The organism is Micromonospora sp. NPDC050417, from assembly GCF_044458865.1.
GTDB lineage: Bacteria > Actinomycetota > Actinomycetes > Mycobacteriales > Micromonosporaceae > Micromonospora_G.
In genome coordinates, this window is the sequence record NZ_JBITIH010000017.1 from 17,114 (window position 1) to 32,092 (window position 14,979).

General features: G+C 69.8%; 15 protein-coding genes. 5 read left to right on the plus strand and 10 right to left on the minus strand.

The window, feature by feature from the left end; all coding sequences use genetic code 11:
* Window position 1: 1 nt before the first annotated feature.
* The 5 genes from ACIBF5_RS21780 to ACIBF5_RS21800 all read right to left on the minus strand — a co-directional run bounded on the left by ACIBF5_RS21780 (window position 2) and on the right by ACIBF5_RS21800 (window position 4,049).
* Window positions 2-955, minus strand: a complete 954-nt coding sequence (locus ACIBF5_RS21780; protein ID WP_396814361.1) for a PDR/VanB family oxidoreductase — start codon at window positions 953-955, stop codon at window positions 2-4.
* Window positions 956-974: 19 nt separating this feature from the next.
* Window positions 975-1,208, minus strand: coding sequence for a hypothetical protein (locus ACIBF5_RS21785; protein ID WP_396814364.1), 234 nt, complete (start codon window positions 1,206-1,208; stop codon window positions 975-977).
* Entirely contained in the window at window positions 1,205-2,263 is a 1,059-nt protein-coding gene (locus ACIBF5_RS21790) for a Rieske 2Fe-2S domain-containing protein (RefSeq protein ID WP_396814366.1), read from the minus strand. The genes ACIBF5_RS21785 and ACIBF5_RS21790 overlap by 4 nt, the downstream gene beginning before the upstream one ends.
* A 45-nt stretch (window positions 2,264-2,308) precedes the next feature.
* Window positions 2,309-3,268, minus strand: a complete 960-nt coding sequence (locus ACIBF5_RS21795; RefSeq protein WP_396814368.1) for an ABC transporter substrate-binding protein — start codon at window positions 3,266-3,268, stop codon at window positions 2,309-2,311.
* Between the two features lie 175 nt (window positions 3,269-3,443).
* Window positions 3,444-4,049 carry an excalibur calcium-binding domain-containing protein gene (locus ACIBF5_RS21800; RefSeq protein ID WP_396814370.1) on the minus strand — a complete coding sequence of 202 codons (606 nt, stop codon included), beginning with the start codon at window positions 4,047-4,049 and terminating at the stop codon, window positions 3,444-3,446.
* 195 nt (window positions 4,050-4,244) lie between these two features.
* Here ACIBF5_RS21800 and lon point away from each other — a divergent pair, with 195 nt between their 5' ends.
* Window positions 4,245-6,587 (plus strand): endopeptidase La, encoded by a 2,343-nt coding sequence (gene lon / locus ACIBF5_RS21805; protein WP_396814372.1) that lies wholly within the window; start codon window positions 4,245-4,247, stop codon window positions 6,585-6,587.
* Between the two features lie 102 nt (window positions 6,588-6,689).
* On the plus strand, window positions 6,690-7,451 hold the full coding sequence (locus tag ACIBF5_RS21810) for an alpha/beta fold hydrolase (protein WP_396814374.1): 762 nt from the start codon (window positions 6,690-6,692) through the stop codon (window positions 7,449-7,451).
* A 104-nt stretch (window positions 7,452-7,555) separates the two neighbouring features.
* Here ACIBF5_RS21810 and ACIBF5_RS21815 read toward each other — a convergent pair whose 3' ends face one another.
* From ACIBF5_RS21815 to ACIBF5_RS21825, 3 genes are all read right to left on the minus strand, one after another.
* Window positions 7,556-8,584 (minus strand): hypothetical protein, encoded by a 1,029-nt coding sequence (locus ACIBF5_RS21815; RefSeq protein WP_396814376.1) that lies wholly within the window; start codon window positions 8,582-8,584, stop codon window positions 7,556-7,558.
* A 625-nt stretch (window positions 8,585-9,209) separates the two neighbouring features.
* Window positions 9,210-9,383, minus strand: a complete 174-nt coding sequence (locus tag ACIBF5_RS21820) for a hypothetical protein (RefSeq protein ID WP_396814378.1) — start codon at window positions 9,381-9,383, stop codon at window positions 9,210-9,212.
* On the minus strand, window positions 9,367-9,579 hold the full coding sequence (locus ACIBF5_RS21825; protein WP_396814380.1) for a hypothetical protein: 213 nt from the start codon (window positions 9,577-9,579) through the stop codon (window positions 9,367-9,369). Before ACIBF5_RS21825 ends, ACIBF5_RS21820 begins: the two co-directional genes overlap by 17 nt.
* 586 nt (window positions 9,580-10,165) lie before the next feature.
* Here ACIBF5_RS21825 and ACIBF5_RS21830 point away from each other — a divergent pair.
* Window positions 10,166-10,489 (plus strand): hypothetical protein, encoded by a 324-nt coding sequence (locus ACIBF5_RS21830; protein WP_396814382.1) that lies wholly within the window; start codon window positions 10,166-10,168, stop codon window positions 10,487-10,489.
* 106 nt (window positions 10,490-10,595) lie between these two features.
* Here ACIBF5_RS21830 and ACIBF5_RS21835 read toward each other — a convergent pair whose 3' ends face one another.
* The gene (locus tag ACIBF5_RS21835; protein WP_396814384.1) at window positions 10,596-11,537 is read right to left on the minus strand and encodes a siderophore-interacting protein; all 942 of its coding nucleotides are present in this window, start codon (window positions 11,535-11,537) and stop codon (window positions 10,596-10,598) included.
* A 183-nt stretch (window positions 11,538-11,720) separates the two neighbouring features.
* On the opposite strand from ACIBF5_RS21835, the gene ACIBF5_RS21840 reads away from it, so the two are divergent.
* On the plus strand, window positions 11,721-12,548 hold the full coding sequence (locus ACIBF5_RS21840) for an SAM-dependent methyltransferase (RefSeq protein ID WP_396814386.1): 828 nt from the start codon (window positions 11,721-11,723) through the stop codon (window positions 12,546-12,548).
* A gap of 145 nt (window positions 12,549-12,693) precedes the next feature.
* On the plus strand, window positions 12,694-14,394 hold the full coding sequence (locus tag ACIBF5_RS21845) for an amidohydrolase (RefSeq protein ID WP_396814388.1): 1,701 nt from the start codon (window positions 12,694-12,696) through the stop codon (window positions 14,392-14,394).
* Window positions 14,395-14,536: 142 nt separating this feature from the next.
* On the opposite strand, the gene ACIBF5_RS21850 is transcribed toward ACIBF5_RS21845, so the two are convergent.
* The gene (locus ACIBF5_RS21850) at window positions 14,537-14,929 is read right to left on the minus strand and encodes a helix-turn-helix domain-containing protein (RefSeq protein WP_396814390.1); all 393 of its coding nucleotides are present in this window, start codon (window positions 14,927-14,929) and stop codon (window positions 14,537-14,539) included.
* Between the last annotated feature and the right edge of the window lie 50 nt (window positions 14,930-14,979).

A 14,979-nucleotide genomic window follows, 5' to 3' on the forward strand; every position in this document is an offset into this window, starting at 1 on the left:
GTCAGAGGTCGAGCACCAGCCGAGGCCCCAGGGACCGGGAGACGCAGATGAACATCGTGTCGTTGGCCGCCCGTTCCTGCTCGGTCAGGAGCGAGTCGCGATGGTCCGGCTCTCCGGCCAGCACCGTCGTCTCACAGGTGCCACAGGTCCCCTCGGTGCAGGAGAAGAGCACGCTGACTCCTGCCGCCTCGATCGTTTCCAACACCGAGCGGTCCGGCGGCACGGTCAGCACCAGGCCCGACGCCGCGAGTTCGACCTCGAAGGAGCCCTGCCGCACCGGCGGTCCCTGCTCCTTCGGGGCGAACCGCTCCACCCGCAGGGCGCCCGGTTGGCAGACCGCCTCCATCGCGAGCAGCAGCGGCTCCGGGCCGCAGCAGTAGACCAGGGTCGACGGGGCCAGGTCCGCCATGATTCGGTCGAGGTCGAGCAGGCCGGTCTCGTCCTGCGGCCGGATCTCGACGCGGTCGCCGTACCGGGCGAGCAGTTCGTCGACGAAGGCCATCGAGTCCCGGGTCCGGCCGCCGTAGACGAGTCGCCACGGCGTTCCGGCAGCCTCGGCGGCGGCCAACATCGGCACGATCGGGGTGACGCCGATGCCGCCGGCGACAAAGAGATAAGCGGGCGCCGATTCGAACGCGAAGTGGTTGCGTGGCCCGCGCACCCGTACGGCCACGTCGACCGCCAGCCTGTCGTGCACGAACCGGGAACCGCCCCGCGACTCCGGCTCGAGCAGCACGCAGACCGACCACTGTCGCCGGTCGGCCGGGTCGCCGCAGAGCGAGTACTGGCGGGCGATGCCGTGCTCCACGATCAGGTCGATGTGCGCGCCGGGCGCCCACTCCGGCAGCGGGCCGCCGTCGGGCCGCACCAGCGTCAGGCGTACGACGCTGGCGGCGACCCGTTCCCGGTCCCCGACGACCAGGTCGAAGTCCACCTCGTCGCCGGTGCCGCCCATGTCCGTTCCTCCTGGTGCCTCATCGTGCGGGGGAACCGGCCAGCGACCGCCCCGGAGGGACCGGCCGGCTGGTCGTCCCGTCCTCGTCGTCGTGCTGGTCCGGGTGGTTCAACAACCAGTCCCAGAGTGCGACCGGATCCTCGGCGTCCCGGGTCGCGCCGCACCAGCAGTGCCCGCGGAGCCGGTCCGATCCGGGCAGCCAGACGATGCGGTAGATGCCGGTGCCGGTGAGCCTGGTCGGCTCGGCGGTCATCGCGCCGCAGCCCGCGCCGGCGGCGGACTCGCCGCCGCCATCCGCCGGAGAATCCGCCGGGCGGCCAGCCCGCCGGTGTCGATGTTGATGCTGAGTTCCTGGTAGCCGTCCGGCTCGCTGGCGATGACCTGTTCGAGTTTGTTCAGGGCGGCCACATCCTGGAGCACCACGGTCCGGTTGCTCCGCTCCAGGAAGTCCGAGACATCCTGGTCGTCCAGGGCGAAATCGCGGGCCACGGCCCAGAAGTCGTGTGTGCTCGTCTCGGTCTCCGGCGTGATGGCGTAGACGACCTCGACATGGAACGCGTGTGCGTCGTTGCCGTCCGCCTCCGGGTAGACCCCGACCGGGGCGATCCGGCTGTGCAGCAGGTAGAGGCAGGGCGGGTGGTACTCGATGTCCTGCCACCGAACGATCCGCCCCTCGATGCCGGTGGAGCGGGAGTAGAACGGCGGGCACTCGGCGTCGTCCATGTGCCGGCTGACGTAGACGATGCCCCGATCCTCGTCGACCTCGGTGGTGATCGGGGTGTTCGCCACCTCCGGCGTGCCGATGTACCCACCGTGCAGGTACGTCTCGTGTGACAGGTCGAGCAGGTTGTCGACCAGCAGGTCGTAGCGGGCGGCCAACGGTTCCATCCCGTACACGGTGGTGTAGCCCGCCAGTCGCAGCCATGGTGCCCGGGGGATCAGCGACTCGTCGGCCAGTGCCCGCTCGCCGATCCAGACCCAGACGAAGGAGTCCTGCTCCTTCACCGGATAGGCGGTCAACCTGGCCGTACGCGGGATCCGGGTCTGGCCCGGCACCGCCACACAGACCCCGTCCGCGCCGTAGGTGAAACCGTGGTATCCGCAGACCACCGTGTCGCCGACCAGGTGGCTCGGCGGCTCCGAGAGCGGGAACCGCCGGTGCACGCAGCGGTCGCTCATCGCCACCACCGCCCCGGCCTCGGTCCGCCAGAACAGGATCGACTCGCCGCAGACGGTACGGGAGAAGAGTTCCCGTCCGATCTCGGTGCCGTAGGCCGCGACGTACCACTGGTTCCTGACGAACTCCATCTCCGTCTCCTTCCCGTCGACACCCGTCGGGCTGGCGGCCCCGGACTACTGGAACAGTGCGCTCACCTGCGGTGGCTTGGTGACCAGCCCGTCGCGCTCGGCCATGTCGGCGAGGGCCTGTACGGACTCGCGGTTGATCTGTGCCGGGAAGGCGGGCAACGTCAGGGTGGGGATGATTTCCGCCCCGATCGAGGTGTACGTGGAGAGCACCTGCCGGGTTTCGTCCGGGTGCGTCGCGGCGTACGCCTGCGACTCCACCATCGCCTCGCTGAATGCCTTGACCAACTCCGGGTCGGACTTGATCAACTGGTCGGAGGTGAAGTAGGTCGCCACCGAGAGGTTCGGGGCCGCCTCCGCGTAGGCCGAGGCGATGTCCCGGCCCTTCTGGTTACGGGCGATGGTGAGGAAAGGCTCGACGACAAACGCGGCATCCACCCGTCCGTTCGCGAGCGCGGCCGGCATCTCCGGGAATGGCAGCTCGACGAACTTGACACTTCGGGGGTCGCCGCCGGCCTTACGGACCGCCTCGCGTACGACGGTGTCGCTGATGTTGTTGAGGGTGTTGATGGCGACGGACCTGCCGGAGAGGTCAGCGCTGGACCTGATCGGGCTCCCGTCGGGAACCACGACGCCGGCGAAGTCCTTGCCGGGGGTGCCGGTGGAGGAGGAGCCCGGCGCCACGATCTTCAACGGCAGGCCCCGGGTCTGCGCGAGCAACAATGAGGTGTTGTTGCTGAAGCCGAACTGGAACTGGCCGGAGAGAACCGCTGGCACGATCGCCGCACCTCCCTGGGCCAGCTCCAGCTTCACCTCCAGTTTGCGATTGCTGAAGAATCCTTTTTGGACGCCGAGGTAGATGGGGGCGACGTCGAGGATCGGGATGACCCCGACGGTGATTTTCCTGGTCGCGTCGGTGCCGCGGCTGTCCGGGCTCTCTGTGCCCCCGTCGCCGCACGCGGTCAGCAACAGCGCCGTGGACAGCAGGAGGGCAAGCTTTCTGCGCATCATGGTGCTCCCGATCCGGCCGGTGACGGTGTGATGTCCCGGCCAACCCCGTGTGAATCGTGAAGGTGAATGCCTCTATGGACCCTAGAGTCCGCCCGGTCGGCCGGTCAACAAACAGTCGATCGGTGGTCGTCATTGCCTGGCAATGAGGTCGACCGCTGACGTCCGTGGGTGGCTAGTCCTTGTTTTTCTCGCAGGCCACGCCGTCGCCGTCCTTGTCCAGCTTCGTCGAGTAGCCCGGATCGCCGGCCCGCAACGGAGTGACGCCGGCCCTGCGCGCCTGGTTGCAGTTCTTGTAGACGACTGAGGGTTGGCTGGGCTGGGTTGTGGCCGGCGACACCACGGGCTGACCCGTGGGCGCGGTCCGGGGTGCGGCGGTGGAGGTGCGCGGACCGGGGTCGGCTGGGAGGAGTGGCCGGTCCTGCCGCGCCGGAGGCGTCGTCCCGGTCGGAGGTCGGGGGGTCGGCGGTCCCGGTGGCGGTGCCACCCGCACCGGGGCCGGTGACGCCCCGTCGGGTGCGAGCGCGCTGGTGGTTGGGCTCGGCCCGGCGAAGACGGCCCCCAGGGTCGCCGCGCTGATGCCCAGGGCCACCAGCAGTGCCAGGGCAAAGAGCCAGAAGCGTCGGCGGTTTGGCCCGCCGGAGCGGGCGGGAACCTCGTGGGGCGAGGTCTCCGCTGGGCGGGGGATGGGCGACCGGTAGCGCGCGGCTGCCTGGTTGCCCCGTCGGTAGGCGGCCGCTCGGGGCACCTGCCGCTGGTTGTCGAGGGGCGGCTGGCTCACACGGGCAGGCTACAGGTGTGCAGTGAAGGTGACCGATACCGCCCGGGGGATGCGGGAAAGTGTGGGATCGATCCGGCACGCCGTGCTGCCCGGATTGCCAGAGACCCGCCTGTGGCCTGCGTCACAGCCAGGAACACGGGGCACCATTTGTTACTTGAGTCGTACAGGCTCAACTCAAACGATGGCAGGTGTTCGATGGCAACTCTTCCGGTTCTGCCCCTGACCGACGCAGTCCTGCTGCCCGGGATGGTCATCCCGGTGACCCTCGACCCGAGCACCCAGGCTGCCGTCGACGCCGCCCGCGCATCGGGTGACAAGAAGGTCCTCGCGGTGCCCCGGGTCGACGGGGAGTACGGCTCGATGGGCGTGATCGCCCTGATCGAGAAGGTCGGCCGGCTGCCCAGCGGTGAGCCGGCGGCAGTGGTCCGGGGTACCACCCGGGCCCGGATCGGCTCCGGCGTGCCCGGACCCGGGGCGGCGCTCTGGGTCGAGGCGACCGAACTCGACGAGGCCACGCCGAACGGCAAGGCCAAGGAACTCGCCCGCGAGTACAAGGCGCTCGCCACGTCACTGCTCCAGGAGCGCGGCGCGTGGCAGGTCATCGACGCCCTGGAGCGGATGACCGACCTCTCCGAACTCGCCGACTCGGCCGGGTACGCGCCCTGGCTCAGCCTGACTCAGAAAATCGAACTTCTCACCGCGCCCGACGTGACGACGCGGCTGGAACTGCTCGTCGGCTGGGTCCGCGACCACCTCGCCGAGCAGGAGGTCACCGAGCGGATCAACTCCGACGTACGCGAGGGACTGGAGAAGTCCCAGCGCGAGTTCCTGCTCCGGCAGCAGCTCGCCGCGATCCGCAAGGAACTGGGGGAGGACGAGCCGGACGGTTCGGCCGACTACCGGTCCCGGGTCGAGGCCGCCGACCTGCCGGAGAAGGTACGCGAAGCGGCGATGCGCGAGGTCGGCCGGCTGGAGCGGGCCAGTGACGCCTCCCCGGAGGCCGGCTGGATCCGTACCTGGCTCGACACGGTGCTGGAGATGCCGTGGACGACCCGTACCGAGGACAACACCGACCTGGTCGCGGCCCGTGAGGTGCTCGACGCCGACCACGCCGGCCTGACCGACGTCAAGGACCGGATCCTGGAGTACCTGGCGGTACGGAACCGTCGGGCCGCCCGCAACCTCCAGGTCGTCGGCGGCCGTGGCTCCGGCGCGGTGCTCGCCCTCGCCGGTCCGCCCGGGGTGGGTAAGACCAGCCTCGGCGAGTCGGTCGCACGGGCGCTCGGACGCAAGTTCGTCCGGGTCTCCCTCGGCGGTGTACGCGACGAGGCCGAGATCCGAGGCCACCGGCGCACCTACGTCGGCGCGCTGCCCGGCCGGATCGTGCGGGCACTGCGCGAGGCGGGTTCGATGAACCCGGTGATCCTGCTCGACGAGGTCGACAAGATCTCGGCCGGCTACGCCGGTGACCCGGCCGCGGCACTGCTCGAGGTCCTCGACCCGGCGCAGAACCACACCTTCCGGGACCACTACCTGGAGGTCGATCTCGACCTCTCGGACGTGCTCTTCCTGGCTACCGCCAACGTGGTCGACACCATCCCCGGCCCGCTGCTGGACCGGATGGAACTGGTCACGCTCGACGGCTACACCGAGGAGGAGAAGGTCGCGATCGCCCGTGACCACCTGCTGCCCCGGCAGCTCGATCGCGCCGGGCTGACCAGCGAGGAGGTCAGCGTCAGCGACGAGGCCCTCGGCCAGGTCGCGGCCGAGTACACCCGCGAGGCGGGGGTACGTCAGCTGGAGCGGGCTCTGGCCCGGATCCTGCGCAAGGTCGCGGTCGCGCTGGCCACCACCGACGGACCGGTACGGGTCGACACCGACAACCTCAAGGACTACCTGGGACGGCCCCGGTTCACCCCGGAGTCGGCCGAGCGCACCGCCGTCCCCGGCGTGGCGACCGGTCTCGCGGTCACCGGCGCCGGTGGCGACGTGCTCTTCATCGAGGCGACGAGCATGGAGGGTGAACCAGGGCTGACCCTGACCGGCCAACTCGGCGACGTGATGAAGGAGTCGGCGCAGATCGCCCTGTCGTACCTGCGCTCGAACGGACGCAAGTTCGGGCTCGACCCGAACGCGTTGGCCGGACGCCGGATCCACCTGCACGTGCCGGCGGGTGCGGTGCCCAAGGACGGCCCCAGCGCCGGCATCACCATGGTGACCGCGTTGGCGTCGCTCGCCTCCGGACGGCCGGTCCGCCCCGAGTTCGGGATGACCGGTGAGGTCACCCTCGCCGGCCGGGTGCTGCCGATCGGCGGGGTGAAGCAGAAACTCCTCGCCGCGCACCGGGCGGGCCTCACCGAGGTCATCATCCCGGCGCGTAACGAGCCGGACCTGGACGACCTGCCGACCGAGGTACGCGAGGCGCTGACCATCCACACCCTGGCCGACGTGGCCGACGTACTCGCGCTGGCCCTGCGGCCGGCCGAGGAGGTCGACGGGATCCAGGCGCTGGGCGACTCGGCGCTGGCAGCGGCTTGACACCTGCGATCGCCCACGGTCCCAGGGCGATCCAAGCGGGGGCGCTCCACTTCGGTGGGGCGCCCCCGCTGTTTCGGTGACTGCGATGGCACACTGCCGGTCATGGCTGACGTACGGCTGATCCAGGACGATGCGGGCGGGGACGGGGAGTCGCCGACCCTGCTGTTGTTGCACGGGCTCGGTGCGAACGGTGCCGTGTGGCAGCGGTGGCGTCCCTATCTGGACGAACACTGGGCCGGTCGCTGGCTCGCACCGGACCTGCCTGGTCACGGTGGCGCCACACCACTGCCCCGTTACACCTTCGGCGCTCTGGCCAGCAGCCTTGCCGACCTGCTCGACCGGGACCGGCCGGTGGTGGTGCTCGGACACTCCCTCGGTGGGGTGATCGCCCTCGCCCTCGCCAGCGGCTGGTTCGGGGTGCGGGTGCGGGCCGCGATCGGGCTTGGCATCAAGGTCCAGTGGAGCGCGGACGAGTTGGCGAAGGCCGGGGCGCTCGCCCACCGGCCGGTCACCTGGTTCGACTCGTACGAGGCTGCGGCCGAGCGGTGTCTGCGGGTCTCCGGGCTGGCGGGTCTGCTGCCGCCCGACGACCCCGCCGTGTCGAGCGGAATCGTGGCGCACGACGGGCGGTGGCGGCTGGCGATGGAGAACGCCGCTTTCGGTGTGGGGGAGCCGGACCTGTCCGGCCTGCTCGCGGCGGCACGGGGCCGGGTGGTGCTGGCCCGGGGTGAACACGACGCGATGGTCACCGACGAACAGTTGGCCCGCCTGTCGTCGTCGGCGGTGAACCTGATCGGCCTCGGCCACAACGCTCACGTCGAGGATCCGTCGGCGGTCTCGGCGCTGCTCGCCCCTTTCGTCTGAGGTGACGTCGGCGGGGCGCGTGGATCTGCCGCGCTCACCTGTTGATCGTCCGATGCGTGAGGGCGGTGGCCACCCGAGGGTAGCCACCGCCCCAGTTTCGCGGATTACCGCTGGGCGGTGCGGACGAGGTACTGCACGCCGCCGACGTCGGTCTTCTCCCCGCCCGCCGTGGCGGGGCCGAACTGGATCACGTCGACCACGAACTGCCGTGACGACACGGTCTGCGTGGAGAAGATCAGGCTGAACGCCGGCCGTTCACCGGGGTTGAGCAGCAGATCGCTGATCTTGGCGTTCGCCCCGACGATCTCCACCTGGGTACGGCCGACCTCCCGGATGCCCACACCGGGCCGCCCAGCCTGCACCCACCGTTCGAACAGGACCGGTCCCAGGTCGGCGACAATTCGGCCGCCGGCGTTCTGGAATGGCTCTCCGCGCTGGGCGAAGACGATGTCGTTCCTGGTCGGCACATTGGTTTCGTTGCCAATCGCGAATGGGCGCACCTCGGGGGTTCCCGGAGCCGGGTTGACCGAGTCGACGTTGCGCCACGCGATGTTGTTGTTGTTCCGGGTGTTGGTGCTGTGGCTCGGCCCCTCGGACGTCATCGGGTCGGTGGGAGAGACCCACCGGGCCAGCAGACAGAAGTGCCCGGGACCGGGTACGCCGTTCCACGGAATCGTCACCGTGGTGACGCCCGGGAAGGCACTTGTCGCGACCGCGCCGATCGACGTCCAGTGGATCGGCCAACTCGCACCGCCACCGGGGGTCGTCCGGTAGAGCTGCACCGTGCCCGTGCTGACGCCGGAGCCGTACGGGCCGGGGTTGTTGAGCTTGACGAAGACGTAGTTGGTCACGCCCACGATCGGGTTCTGGCTGGTCGCACACTCGATCGCGGTGGGGCAGACCTTGATGTCGGGGCTCTGCCAGATCGGATTGAGGTTGTGCGGTTCCACGCCCACGTCGCCGGCGACGTCCCGGATGTAGGCGTCGGTGCGGGCCGCGACCGAGGCCCCGTCGGTGCTGGGCCCCCGACCGAGCGCGGCGCCGGCGGTGGTCAGGGTCAGCAGTGCCGTCAGTACCGATCCGACGATCAGCCGTGGAGCGGATCGGTGTGCCTTTTGCCGTACGGTGCCCATGCGTCATTCCCTCCGGTTGGTGGTGGAGTGGGCCGACAAATTCTGCTCCGATGAGCTGCGAAGGTCGGCGCAATTACTGTATGGCACCATTGGGCGACGATGAGATCAGGGCCAATTCTGATTGTGCTTGGTGCCCGGTTATGTCAGATTAGGTTGGCATTTCAAATGGAGCCGAATCGCCGGCATAATGTGATTGTCACGCCGGTTTCGGAGGGGTGTTCGGCCCTTGGTGTTCCGGCGAGGCCAGTGGGTGCCGTCGGCGGATCGTGACGCGACGAGGGGCTCTCGGCAACACTCGTGGTGGTCGGATCCACGCTGGTCGGGCCCGCTGTGACGGGTGTGCGCGGGTGTCGTCGAGGGGGCCGAGCACGCCGCCCCTTGGATCTTCGCCTGGTCCTTGGGGAAAGACCCCTGAGTCTCTCTTACCTGGCTGTTGGTGGCGCCTTCCGCATCGGATAGTGGACCAGTCGAAACGAGGGGGCCAGTAAGCCGGCAGACCGGTTGACGAACGTCCCTGAGTCGTACGTCGTTCCGCCGCCCATCCCCGACTCGATGGTGCGGGCGCCGGGAGGCCGGATGCTCGTTCTTCCCCGAACGAACGGTCCGGCCTCCCTGCGGCCATCGGTCAAGGTGTGTCGACCAGCCCGGTCCCCTCGGTCCTGCGGGACAGGTTCCGGTGGAGGTCGTGCCGGACGTAGCGCTGTCCGACCGCGTGCCGACCCGCGTTGCGGCGAATCCGCCGTAGTTGCCGCAGTCGGTCGACGGAGGGGTCAAAGCGCTGGTCAGCTTGATTCGGCATGCGAACCTTCCTGGTGCTCGTCGATGTTGTCGGAGAGGTGCCGCAGTGCTGAGGTGTCCACGTCGACGGAGGGCCCGTGGCCGGTGTCGATGGAGACGTCGAACGCGTACCCCCGGTAGCTCGGTCTCTCCTCCGCTTCGGACTCCCCGGTCGGGGCGTCGTCGTATCGGGGGGCCGCTCCCTCTTGTCGGCTCACTCGTTCATCCCTTTGTTGTGGGGCGGCAGCCTCGTGTGCCGACCCGGGTCAACGTCAAGATCACCTAGGGTGACCATGACGCTACAGACCATACATCGACTGACCTGAAGCCATATATGTGTGCCCCTATGGCACGGTGTGTCCCGGCAATACCGGCGTTCGGCGTACAACCTGGACCGCTCGCCCGAACGGCGGCGCGGGGTGCCGGCCGGTGCCGACCACTCCGTGAACAATTGGCGGCGATCGGGTACGCCACAGAGACGCCTGTCAAACCCCGACTGTCCATGTCGCACATTCGGTCCGCCGAATACGCCCACCTGGTCCCGTCAGTCACATTCCTGACAGCAGCCTGCCGTCCGCCGGGAATAGCCTCCGGCGACCGCCGTGTGGGCGAGTCGGGCGGTCGATGTCCCGACACCGGTCACGCGCGGATCTGACAGCCGTCGGCGCCGGCCCTGCCGGAACCGACAGTCGAACGGTCGGCATCGAGGGGATAAACCGTGATCACACCCGGGGGCGCGCTGAGACGACCAGGAACAGCACTGGGAGGTCAGCTCGCGGTCCGGGCCGGTGAGGGGTGTCGGCGATGACGCGAGTGACCGACGGGCGGCCTGTCGCCGACGGAGAGACCGAGGACAGCCGGGCAGTGGTCGGGGACCAGGAGGTCGCCGCGGGCATCCCGGCGTCCGGCGAGAGTGGCCGCTCGTTGGTGAAGGTCACGGTGAACCTCACCCCGAGGGCGGTCGACGCCCTCGAACTGGCGTGCGCGCGTACCAGGGACACCAAGACCGACACGATCAACCGTGCGCTGGTCGTCTACAACCTGGTCCTCGAATTGATGGAACGCGGCGGGGGGAGCCTCACCCTGCAGAACAGCGACGGCGGCACCGAACGCGTCCACCTGCTCTGAGCAGACCGGCGCGGCGACGGCGCCACGGAAACAGGGCGGCGCGGTACCGGAGGCCACGGGGAAGCCCACCGGCACCGCGCCGCGATCACACCGGCCGTCGCTGGGCTCAGTTCTGCTCGGTCCGGCCCAGGCGCCAGTAGCCCATGAACGCCACCGCGCGGCGATCCATGCCGTACTCGCCGACCAGTTGGCGGCGGAGCGTCTTGACCACTCCGGCCTCACCGGCCAACCAGGCGTAGAGGTCTCCACCATCGGTCTGTGGCGTCTCCGCACCGTCATCCGGGACCTCCCAGAGGATGTCGGTGTCGACGTCGACATCCTCCAACTCGACCGCTGCCGTCGGGGTCGGCGTGCCAGCGCGCAGTCGCCGCGCCGCGTCCCGTACCGCCGGCACCAGTTGGCTGCCGTGGGCGGCACCGTTCCGGGCCAACCAGGTCACGTCTACGCCGGAAGGGCCGCTGACCGGGAGCGAGTCGCCGCTCTCCGGCACCTCCAGCACCACCTCGCCGACCGCGTCTGCTGGCAACCGTTCCAGGATCGAGCAGATCGCCGGTACGGCGGTCTCGTCGCCGGCGAGCAGCAGCCGGTCGGTTCGGGCCGGTGGGTGGAACTCCAGCCCGCCGTGCACTCCCGAATAGCCGGCGACCGGACCGAACAGCCCGGCGATCGAGCCGGGCCGGGCGGCGACGGCCCAGCGGGCGGCCGGCCCGCCGTCCCCGTGCAGGACGAGGTCGACGTCGACCTCGGCGACCTCCGCGCGGACCGCGCGCACGGTGTAGGTCCGGATCGGGTTGCGCCGCTCGGGCGGCAGTGCCCGCCACCGCGCGTACCAGTCCGGGCCGGGGGGCATCTCCGTCAGGCCGGTCTCCGGCAGCGGCAGGATCAGTTTGATCCGCTGGTCATAGCCGTTGTCGGCGAACTGGCCCAGGTCGGGGCCGGTGAAGGTGACCCGCAGGAAGCTGGGACTCAGTCGATGTACGCGTAGCACCTCGGCGCCGAAGACGCGGAACGGCTGGATCGACGTGGGTCGCTCGGCGGTCTGGGTCACGGACGTCTCCTCATTCCTTAGGCATGGCTAACCTAACCCACCAACTGCGGAGATCGTCAACCCCCGGGGCCTCGCCAGGAGCGGTTTCTCTCACTGGCGATGGAAGGGCATGATGATGCACCACACGCACCGATCGATGGAACCGGTGACGGGCGTCGATCCTGACGACCGGAGGAGGAGCGGATGGAGCTGCCCGAGGAGAGGCCGTGGACGCCGGAGGAGGGGGACCCGTCCGGGCCCAACCTGGCTCGGGTCTACAACGCGCTCGGGGGTGGCACACATACCTTCGGCGCGGACCGGGAGATGGCCAACCGGCTGCTCGCCGTACAACCCGAGGTCGCGTACTGGGTGCGCACCAACCGGGAGTTCCTCGCCCGGTCGGCCCGATTCCTCTTCGAGACCGGTCTCCGACAGGTGCTCGACGTCGGCGCCGGACTGCTCGCCCCCGGCAGCGTGCACGAGGTCGCCGCGGCGGTGGCGCCGGACGCCCGGGTGGTCTACCTGGACCTGGACCCGGTGGTGGTGGCCCAGGCGAACGACGTCCTACGCGACCGACCGCGGGTAACGGCGCTCCGGGGCGATCTGCGTGACCCGGCGGAGGTGCTGCGGCTGGCCGTCGAGGGTGGCCTGGACCTCGCCCGGCCGGTGGCGATCCTGCTGGTCGCGGTGCTGCACTTCGTACAGGACGCCGAGGATCCCGGGGACATCCTCGCTCGGCTGCGCGACGCCGTACCCACCGGTTCCTATGTGGTTATCTCGCACGCCTCGCCGCCGCCGCAGAACAGCGCCGAGGGTGTCCAGGCGAAGAAGGAGTACAGCGAACGGACCGCGCCGGTGGTGCTGCGGACCCGTGAGCAGGTCGAGCGGCTCTTCGCCGGTTGGGAACTGCTGGAACCGGGAATCGTCCAGCCCTCTTTCTGGCGTCCCGAATCCGACGAGCTTGTCGAGCCGGCCGAGATCGAGCGCGCGAAAGGCACTCCCGCCTGGGTGGGGGTGGCGATCAAGCGTTGAGCAGGCGGCCGTGCCAGCGGGTCACGGGCCGTCTGTCGGAATGAACACATACTCCCGACCCAAGGTCCACTTTAGAGTCTGGCGAGGCGATCGAATTGCCTTGTCTCGACCAGGAGGTGACTCTTGGTACGAAGGAGGATGTTTCATGTCCGGTGACTACGAAGTCGGGCGACGGCGGGCGCTCCAACTGTTCGGGCTGAGCGCGGGGGCGAGCGCCGCCGCCATGGTCGCGGCCGACCCGGTGCTCGGCGCCACCCTCGGCTACGACGAACGCACGGGATTCACCCCGTCGACGTACCAGGCACCCACCGACCCGGCCCGCGACAACGCGGCCAAGCAGACCGCGCTGAGATGGATCGACGCAAACGCGGCCGCGCTCACCGGACTCAGCGACCAGATCTGGCAGCACGCCGAGGTGTCCCTGCGAGAGTGGCGCTCCTCGGAGGCGACCGCGGCGCTCCTGCGATCGCACGGCTTCAGCATCCGGTGGGGGGCGGCCGGCTTCCCCGCCGCCTTCGTCGCCACCTTTGGCTCCGGCGGACCGGTGCTCGGTTTCAACGCGGAGTACGACGCGCTCCCCGGACTGTCCCAGAAGCGTGCGGTCACCACGCACGACCCGCTGATCTACCACTACGACGCGTACGGGCCGACCTACGGTCCCGGGCACGGTGACGCGCACAACGCGCTCGGCGCCGGGTCCGTCGGGGCCGCGATCGCGGTCAGCAAGGCCATCCGGGCACAGGGGCTCACCGCCACGGTCAAGGTGTACGGGTCCACCGGCGAGGAGCAGTTGGTCGGCAAGTCGTACGCGGTCAAGGCCGGGGTGTACGCCGGGCTCGACGCGTACCTCGACTGGCATCCGTTCGCGAACACCCTCGCGACCTGGAACACCACCAGCGCACTCGCCTCCGCCACGTTCACGTTCCTGGGAGCGGCCGGGCACGGCGGCTCACCGCTGGGTAACAAGAGCGGGCTGGACGGTGCGCTGCTGATGGCGACCATGTCGGAGTTCCTGCGGGAGAAGAACGTCGCCGCCTCCGGCCGGTTCCACTACGCCATCATCAACGGCGGCGGCGCACCGAACGTCACCCCGGACATGTGCTCGATCTGGTTCTTCATCCGGGAGGGGAGCCCGGCCCGGGTCAAGGTGCTCTACGACAAGATCGTGGAGTGTGCGAAGGCCGCCGCGCAGGCGAGCCAGACCCGGCTCACGTACCGGTACCACGCGGGAACCTGGAACGGACTCGGCAACCGGGCCGGGGCCGAGCTGGCCAACGCCAACATGCAGCTGATCGGTCCGCCGGAATTCACCGCCGCCGACCAGCAGCTCGCCAAGGGGCTGCAGAAGTCGCTCGGTAAGCCGGAGGTCGGGCTGCCGACCACCCTGGTGCCACTGACCCCTCCTCCGCCCACGTTCCTCGGCGGCCCGTCGACCGACTCCGCCGACGTGAGTTGGCAGGTTCCGACGGTGAACGTCCTGGTCACCACGTTCCCGCCGGGCGTACCTCATCACAACTGGGCGGTGACCGCCGGGGCCGCGACCAACATCGCCCACCAGGCGCTGCTCTCCGCCGCCCGGTACCTCTCCGCCACCGCGGTCGACCTGATCATCCAACCGGAGCACTTGGCCGCGATGAAGGAGGAGTTCAGGTCCCGTACGGCGGGCGTGCAGTGGCAGAGCATGATCCCGGACGGTAGTCAGCCGCCGATCTACGAGCCCCCGGCCGACTTCCTCGCTCGGACCGGACAGAGCTGGCCGCCGGCCGGGGTCACCTGGCCGGTGCCGCAGGTCATCGCCACCGAGCAGCTCGGTACCACCGGCCCGGACCTGCCGCCGCAGTCCTGAGCGGTCCGGTTCGCCGCTCTCCGAGCGCGGTAGCGGCTGGCCGCTGTCTCGGCGGCCCTCGTCCACCGACCGGTGGACGAGGGCCGGTCCGGTCCCTTCGGTGCGACGTGGCCGGGGCGACGGCTCACCGAGGAGGTGGCGATCAGGTGCTCGGCCGCGTCCATGCCTTCGTGAAGCACGTCGGCACGTCCACGGCCGCCGTCTCCTTGCGGTACGTCCTCGGCGACCGGCCGACGATGTCGCGGAACGTACGGCTGAAAGTCCCCAGGCTGCCGAAGCCGACGTCGAAGCAGATCTCCGTCACCGGCCGGTTGGTGTCCCGCAGCAGGAACATCGCCCGCTCCACCCGGCGGCGCTGGAGGTAGCGGTGTGGCGTCTCGCCGAACGTGGCCCGGAAGGTGCGGGTGAAGTGGGCCTGTGACACATGGGCGATGCGGGCCAGGGCCGGGACGTCCAGCGGCTGGGCATATCCGCGGTCCATCGCATCCCGCGCGCGAAGCATCCGGCGGTTGGTCTCCTCTACGGCGCGGCTCACGAAGCCATCACATCACGCCTCCTCGCCGCCGTGACGAGCCGGCCGACCGC

What these genes read in the sequence shown, in the direction of transcription:
- ACIBF5_RS21810 (WP_396814374.1), top strand. Translation starts at nt 6,690, where the DNA reads ATGGCTGACGTACGGCTGATCCAGGACGATGCGGGCGGGGACGGGGAG.
- ACIBF5_RS21830 (WP_396814382.1), top strand. Translation starts at nt 10,166, where the DNA reads ATGACGCGAGTGACCGACGGGCGGCCTGTCGCCGACGGAGAGACCGAG.
- ACIBF5_RS21795 (WP_396814368.1), bottom strand. Translation starts at nt 3,268, where the DNA reads ATGCGCAGAAAGCTTGCCCTCCTGCTGTCCACGGCGCTGTTGCTGACC.
- ACIBF5_RS21815 (WP_396814376.1), bottom strand. Translation starts at nt 8,584, where the DNA reads ATGGGCACCGTACGGCAAAAGGCACACCGATCCGCTCCACGGCTGATC.
- ACIBF5_RS21840 (WP_396814386.1), top strand. Translation starts at nt 11,721, where the DNA reads ATGGAGCTGCCCGAGGAGAGGCCGTGGACGCCGGAGGAGGGGGACCCG.
- ACIBF5_RS21845 (WP_396814388.1), top strand. Translation starts at nt 12,694, where the DNA reads ATGTCCGGTGACTACGAAGTCGGGCGACGGCGGGCGCTCCAACTGTTC.
- ACIBF5_RS21785 (WP_396814364.1), bottom strand. Translation starts at nt 1,208, where the DNA reads ATGACCGCCGAGCCGACCAGGCTCACCGGCACCGGCATCTACCGCATC.
- ACIBF5_RS21780 (WP_396814361.1), bottom strand. Translation starts at nt 955, where the DNA reads ATGGGCGGCACCGGCGACGAGGTGGACTTCGACCTGGTCGTCGGGGAC.
- lon (WP_396814372.1), top strand. Translation starts at nt 4,245, where the DNA reads ATGGCAACTCTTCCGGTTCTGCCCCTGACCGACGCAGTCCTGCTGCCC.
- ACIBF5_RS21820 (WP_396814378.1), bottom strand. Translation starts at nt 9,383, where the DNA reads ATGCCGAATCAAGCTGACCAGCGCTTTGACCCCTCCGTCGACCGACTG.
- ACIBF5_RS21790 (WP_396814366.1), bottom strand. Translation starts at nt 2,263, where the DNA reads ATGGAGTTCGTCAGGAACCAGTGGTACGTCGCGGCCTACGGCACCGAG.